3 protein-coding genes are annotated in these 6000 nt (G+C 63.3%); all 3 read right to left on the bottom strand.

Annotation, left to right across the window (positions count from 1 at the left end):
• Positions 1-127: 127 nt before the first annotated feature.
• The 3 genes from FJ986_RS29455 to FJ986_RS29465 all read right to left on the bottom strand — a co-directional run bounded on the left by FJ986_RS29455 (position 128) and on the right by FJ986_RS29465 (position 5770).
• On the bottom strand, positions 128-2308 hold the full coding sequence (locus FJ986_RS29455; RefSeq protein ID WP_140676763.1) for a hypothetical protein: 2181 nt from the start codon (positions 2306-2308) through the stop codon (positions 128-130).
• Between the two features lie 75 nt (positions 2309-2383).
• On the bottom strand, positions 2384-4549 hold the full coding sequence (locus FJ986_RS29460) for a hypothetical protein (RefSeq protein ID WP_140676766.1): 2166 nt from the start codon (positions 4547-4549) through the stop codon (positions 2384-2386).
• A gap of 222 nt (positions 4550-4771) precedes the next feature.
• Entirely contained in the window at positions 4772-5770 is a 999-nt protein-coding gene (locus tag FJ986_RS29465) for a TRAP transporter substrate-binding protein (protein ID WP_140676769.1), read from the bottom strand.
• Positions 5771-6000 lie beyond the last annotated feature (230 nt).

Genomic DNA, 6000 nt, shown 5'->3' on the forward strand with positions numbered 1-6000 from the left:
ACACTTCCAGGCACCGTTTCCGCCACCCTGCCGCTTTTCCCCAACGTACATGACAGGATCGCTATTGCGCCTGCGCCCGGCCTCACTGCGCTTTTACGGGACGTACTGGCGGGGCGGCCTGGCAACCCTACTGCGAGACGCCGATGCTGTTTGAGCTGCCGATCTGGCTGAACGATGCATAGTTGCTGTTCCCCGCCTGGACGATCGCGACCTCGTTGCCGGTTCCCATGACCGACCCGTCGATCGTGTTGCCGCCGCCGATCTGGGCGAAGGCGAACTCGTTCAGATTGCCGACGACGTCATAGGTCAGGCTGTTGCCCGACAGCGCCGAGGACGAGTCCTGAAGCGCCCTGCCCGCCACGAGTTGACCGCCAGACGTGCTGACCAGCAATCCCGCGGCGCCGGTCAGGCTGCCACTGCCGTTCGAGTCCCCCTGGAAGGTCATGCTGACCGTATTGAAGCTGCCGTTCTGGTCGATCGCTACATCGTTCTGGTCGCCGAAGATGTCGACAGAGCCGGTATTCACGTCTCCTGTCTGACTCAGCGTGACCTCGTTGGCATTGCCGTTCGCCAGCGCCACCGCGTCGTTGAAGGTGCCGTCCTGATCGACGTCGAACTGGTTGCCGTCCCCGTAGATCTCGATGAGCGCGCTGTTGATGGCGCCGTCCTGGGCGAGCGTTGCGCCGTTGAGGTTTCCGGTGACGACCATCCCGCCCGTATTGCTGCCCTCCTGGTCGACCGCCACGTCGTTCTGGTCGCCCTGGATGTCGACTGTCGCTTCGTTGGAGCCGGCCGCGCCGAGTTGATCGACGACAAGGTTGTTGCTGTTTCCATCGACGCGGATCCCGGCTCCATTACCGAAGGAGGAGATGGCTTCCTGGTCGAGCGAAACGACGTTGAGGTTTCCGGTGACGAACACCTCGCCCGTATTGCTGCCGTCTTGGTCCACCGCCACGGCGTTCTCGTCGCCGAGAATGTCGACGGTCCCGTAGTTGCTGCCGATCACGCCCAGCTGGTCGAGCGAAATCGTGTTGGCGTTCCCGTCGACGTCGATCTCGCCGACATTGCCGAACGAAGCGAGGCTGTCCTGGTTCAGGACCACCGCATTGTCGTCGCTGCTGCCGGCGGTCCGGGATCCGATCAGGACCTCGCCGAGATTGGCGATTCCGATCTGGCTCAGTGTAAGTTCGTTGGAGTTGCCGTTCGCAAACGCCAGCGCCTCGTTTGCCTCGCCAATCTGGGCAATGCCGAACTGGTTGCTGTCTCCGCGGATCTCGAGTTCGGCGCTGTTGACGTCGCCTTCCTGCGATACCGCGACCTGATTGGCATTTCCGTCCACAGTGCCGACGATCCGGTTACCCAGCCCGTCCTGGACGAAGCCGAACAGGTTGCCGTCGCCGGTCGCGACATAGCTCAGGTCGTTGCCTTCCCCGGTCTGGCGAATGCGCGACTGGGAGATCCCCACGCCCAGCGCCACCCCGGTGAAGACGCCGGACGTCACCCCGTTGCCGGCACCCGAGAAGGTCAGCCTCGCGGTGTTGTGCAGGGTGCCGGTGTTGGTCTGGCTCAGCTCGCGAATCTGGTTGCCATTGCCGCCGCCCTGGGTCACCGACGCGACGTTCGTGCCGCCGCTCGAGGCGCTGTTGATCTGCGTCGCCGTGTAGACGAGCTGGGAATTGCCAGTCTGGTTGACGGTCAGCTGGTTGCCGAAGCCGGTCTGGTGCGCGCCACTGCCGTCATTGCGCGGGCCGCTGCTGGTGTTGCCCACGCGCGAAGACTGGCCGGTCTGGGTGATGGTGACGTCGTTGGAACCGTCCGCGGCGCCGCCGGTGAAGGTCTGCCGCAAGTTGGAGACGCGTGCCGACCAGCCGCCGTTCTGGGTGATCGTTGCGTTGTTGGAAGAGGTCGTCGCAGACGTGCCGCCATTCTGCTGCACCTCGAAGACGGCCTGGTTGGCACCCGTCTGATCGATTCGCAGATAGTTGGAGTTTCCGAGCTGGTCGATGCCAAGACCCGCCTGGTCGCCCGGCGCTCCTGCCCGGTTGATCTGGTTGCGCGGCGGGCTGTTCACGTTCGAGTCATGCGTCTGGTTGATGATCAGCTCGTTGTCGGTGCCGTCCTGCCGGATTCGCTGCGTCGTATGTCCGGCTCTGTTGCCGACGGCTGAACCGTTCGACTGGCCCTGGACGATGGAGGCCGAGTTACCGTCGCCGATCTGGTCGATATAGGCCTCGTTCTCGCCTGCGAGTGCCGCCCCCATGAGAAGTCCGACCGCCGTGGTGGTCGCAAGTGTCAGCTTGAATGTCATCGTGTAACCCCTGTCACGCGGTTGAATGTTGCTCGAAGACGTCGGCCGGGCGGCTTCCCGCCCGGCCGATAGTGCTTACTGCGAGACTGAGAGGCTGTTCGAGCCGCCACCGTTCTGGGTGAACGACGTCACGTTGTTCGACCCGTTCTGCAACACGGCAACCTGGTTTCCATCGGATGCGCCGGCGTTGCCGACGAGGCCGGTGATGGAGTTGCCGCCACCGATCTGAGCAAAGGCGAACTGGTTCAGATTGCCGATGACCTCATAGGTCAGGCTGTTCCCCGTCAGGGCCGAGGACGAGTCCTGAAGAGCCCTGCCCGCCATGAGGAGGCCGCCAGAGCTGCCGGCCAGAGCTCCCGCAGCGCCAGTCAAGCCGTTCGCGCCGTTCGTGTCACCCTGGAAGCTGATGAGGGCCGTGTTGAAGCTGCCAACCTGGCTGATCAGCGCTTCGTTGCCATTGCCGGTCGCCAGGCCCAGCGCATCGTTCAACGTGCCGGACTGGACCACCGCCAGCTCGTTGCTGTCTCCGAGGATCTCGATCTGCCCGTTGTTGGAGTCGCCGGTCTGGTCGAGCGATGCGGTGTTGAGGTTTCCGACCACCGACACCAAGCCCTCGTTCCTGCCGACCTGGTCGACCGCGACGTGGTTCGTGTCGCCGAAGACGTCGGCGAGCACGTTGTTGCCGTAATCGAGACTGGTCACGCCGAGCTGGTCGACGGAAATCGTGTTGGTGTTTCCATCGACGAGAATCTCGGCTTGATTGCCGAACGAGGCGCCGCTGTCCTGGTTCAGAGCCACGACATTGTCGTCGCTGCCGCCGTTCCGGTCGCCGACCAGGATCTGGCCGATATTGGTGCCTCCCGTCTGGCTCATCGTGACGTCGTTGGCGTTGCCGGTCGCCCGCGCCGTCGCCTCGTTGTAATCGCCGGACTGGTCAACGTCGAACTCGTTGTCGTCCCCGATGATCTCGAGCAGCGCGCTGTTGACGGCGCCGTCCTGGTCCAGCGTTGCGTCGTTGGCGTTTCCGACGACGTACACGTCGCTCTGATTGCTGCCGTTCTGGTCGACAGCCAGGTCGTTGTCGTCGCCCTGGACGTCGACGGCCGCCTCATTGTAGCCGATCGCGCCGAGCTGATCGACCGACACCGTATTGCCGTTTCCGTCGACCAGGATCTCGGCTTCATTGCCGAACGAGGAGCCGGTGTCCTGGTTCAGAACCACCAGGTTCTCGTTGCTGGCGCCATCCCGGTCTCCGATCGCGATCCGACCGATATTCGCGTCGCCCGTCTGGCCCACCGCGAACTCGTTGGCGTTGCCGGTCGCCCGAGCCACCGCGTCGTTCCCCGAGCCGGACTGGTCGATGCCGAACTGGTTGCCGTCACCGAGGATGTCGAGCAGCAGGCTGTTGCCGTTGCCTTCCTGCTTGATCAAGCCTTGCGTCACCGAGGACGAGGTGCTGACAAAGGTGCCGAAGCCGGTCGTGCCGTTCGAGTTGCCGACCTGCGACGCTTCCGCGGTGTTGCCATCGCCGACCTGCGACCCGTCGATCGCGTTGCCGTCGCCGTCCTGGCTCATGGCCGTCGCATTGCCCTGGCCGTTCTGGAGCGAGGCGCCGATGCGGTTGCCTGCCCCGGTCTGGCTCAGGTTGGCGTCGTTGCCGCCGCCGGTCTGCGTCACCCCGCCGCTGACGGAGTCAGCGTTGCCGGTGCCGATGATGTTGCCGCCGGCGCCTTCGCTGGTCTGGGTGATCGCCACAGTGTTGGCAGCACCCGAGACATGCGTCTGTGCGATGCCGGTGACGGTGGAGAGCCCATCCACCGGCTCGCCCGAAGCGGTCTGCTGGGTGACGGTCGCGCTGTTGAGCGTCCCCGAGCCGCTTGCGCTGCCCTGGTTGATCTGGTTGACGCGGTTGCCGTCGGAAAGCTGGTCGATGACCAGCACATTGCCGTCGCCTGTCTGGTCGAGGCCGGTGCCGCGGGTACCCACCTGGTTGCGGTTGCCGGCCTGCCCGACATCGAGGTTGTTACCCGAGCCGTTCTGGCTGGCCGCGTCGGTCGCGTTGCCGACTTCGTTCTCGTCGCCGGGACCCTGGACCACCAAGCCAGTGTTGCCGCTGCCCGTCTGCGAGACGTTAGCGAAGTTGTCGTCGGCCCAGGCCGGCGCAGACACCAGCGCCATCGCCGTCGCGGCCAGAAGTGTCGAAGCGAAACGTTTGGATGAGAGTAGTGCCGTCTTCTTCATTTTGATTATCCCCAACTAGAGTGAGAGATGTCGATGCCGGTCGCGCCCGGATGCCGGAAGCCGGATTGGAGCGCGGGGGCATCGTCAATTTGTTGAACCTTGGCGTCTGCGACGTGTCGTAAGCCGCGCACACTGCTTGCGGCTTCAAACTGACTCGGACGCACGATGCTTCTGCAAATGGACGCCGGAGCAGGCGAACCTGGCTCCGGCGCCATAAGACCTCTATGGCTTGGCAACTGCCGCCATAGCGGCGCGCGCCTGCTCGACCAGATCGACGCCGATCTTTTCGCTGTACTCTTTCACGACAGGCGCAACGCGTTCGGTCATGGCTGCGAGCGCTTCAGGCGTGGGTTGGGAAATCTCGAAGCCCTTCGCCGCGAGCTCCGCCTCCAATTTCCCTGCCTCCTTGCGAGAAAGATCCCGTTGGAAGGCTGCCGATTCCTTCGCAGCTTCCATGACGGCTGCCTTGTCCTCCTCGGAGAGGCTCCCAAACCATTTCTGGCTCGCGAGAAGAACAAACGGCGTATAGACATGGCCCGTCTTGGTCAGATACTTCTGCACCTCATAGAACCTTGCGGTGTAGATAAGAGCGTACGGCGTCTCCTGGGCATCGACGGCGCCATTTTCGAGCGCGCTGTACAGCTCAGGCCAAGGAAGCGGTGTCGGATTGGTTCCCAAAGCCGTCCAGGTCGCAATGAACAACGGGTTGGGTATGACGCGGATGTTGATCCCTGCCATATCGTCCACCGTGTTGACGGGACGAACCTTGTTGGTCATGTGGCGGAAGCCGTTGTCCCACCACGCCAGACCGACGATGCCGGTCTTTTCCTTCAGCTGTGCAAACAGCTGCTCGCCGACCGCGCCGTCCATGACGGCATCGACCGCGGCGAAGTCCTTGTAGAAAAACGGAAGATCGTAGATCATGAATTGCGGAACGACGCCGACCAGGTTGGGCGTGGGGCCAACCATGATATCGATGAAGCCGGCCTGAACCGACGCCTGCATCTCGGGCTCGCTGCCGAGCACGCCATTTCCGAACGTGTCGATCTTGATGCGCCCGCCCGTCTTCTCTTCCACCAGCTTCGCAAAATAGCGCGAAGCCTGTCCGACCGGATGGTCTTCCGTAGGCACGTAGCCCAGGCGCGGGTTCTGAGCCATGGCCGGAGCGGCGGCCAAGAGCCCTCCCAGCAGCGCCGCAGTCAGAAACAATACTTTCTTCATAGTTCAACCTCCCAAGAATTGGTTCAAAGGAACCAGAATGCAGGAACTGCAACCACTAAGGAACAGGACCGGCGGTACGAGAATGGCCTATTCGGCCAAGACTAACGATATGGCGTCCCTGGCTGCTGAAGCGGACGGTACGCCGCTTCTGCTACGGCGCCGACGAGCCTCCGACGGGCGGTGTGATCAATTCTACGGCCACGATGAACGCGCCCCCCCCGAATACACCC

Origin of the sequence: Mesorhizobium sp. B1-1-1 (assembly GCF_006442955.1) — a bacterium.
In the GTDB taxonomy this organism is placed as follows: Bacteria; Pseudomonadota; Alphaproteobacteria; order Rhizobiales; family Rhizobiaceae; genus Mesorhizobium.